Raw genomic sequence first — 812 nt, 5'->3', positions numbered from 1 at the left:
ACACTGAAGGCATCGCTCGGACCCCGCGCCGCCAATCTCGATTTTGTCGAGGCCCCAGGCTTCGACCTGACCGTGGCTATCGACGAGGCGGTGTTCGAAACGCGCATGGCCGAATGGTCGACGACCCTCTCGGAGGTCCTGGCATGAGCGTCGCCAACGCCGATCAGGGCCGCCACGAGATCATCATCGTGCGGCGCAGTCATGACGACCATGACGAGGCCCACCATGGCGGCGTCTGGAAGATCGCCTTCGCCGACTTCATGACGGCCATGATGTGCTTCTTCCTGGTCATGTGGCTGATCAACGCCGCCAACGAGCAGACCAAGGCAGCCGTGGCCAGCTACTTCAACCCGGTCAAGCTGGTCGACCGCAATTCGAGCCGCAAGGGCCTGGAGGATCTCGGCGACGGCCCGCGCGCCATGGGACTGACGGCCGACGATCCGCAAGAGGCGACCAGCAAAGCCGGACAGAACGGCAATGCCGGCGCGGGCGCGTCGGAGCGCAAGCAGGACAAGCAGGAGCCACAGCAGGCGGAACACTCCGACGACCATCTCTTCGCCGACCCCTACGCGGTGCTTTCGGAAATCGCCACAGATACCGGCGTCATGCAGAATGTCAGCCAGAAAGGCGATGGCGGCGTGCAGGCTGCCGGCCCGGCTACCGGCGCCTCCGGTGGCGCCTCCTACCGCGATCCTTTCGAGCCGGATTTCTGGTCGCAGCAGGTCGCCGCGCCCGGCGCCGAGGCCAGCGCCCAGCGCACCAAGATCGAGGGCGATCCGGCCAAGCCCGGCGACAAGACCGCCGAAACGCAG

At 66.3% G+C, this 812-nt stretch carries 1 protein-coding gene; it reads left to right on the top strand.

Annotated elements, in window-relative coordinates:
- Positions 1-143 precede the first annotated feature (143 nt).
- On the top strand, positions 144-812 hold a 669-nt coding region (locus EN991_RS38265; RefSeq protein ID WP_281058861.1), incomplete at its 3' end, for a flagellar motor protein MotB.

Origin of the sequence: Mesorhizobium sp. M7A.F.Ca.US.005.03.2.1 (assembly GCF_003997795.1) — a bacterium.
GTDB lineage: Bacteria > Pseudomonadota > Alphaproteobacteria > Rhizobiales > Rhizobiaceae > Mesorhizobium > Mesorhizobium ciceri.
The sequence above is the reverse complement of the archived record's forward strand: the minus strand, read 5'-3'. Positions and strand labels throughout refer to the sequence as shown.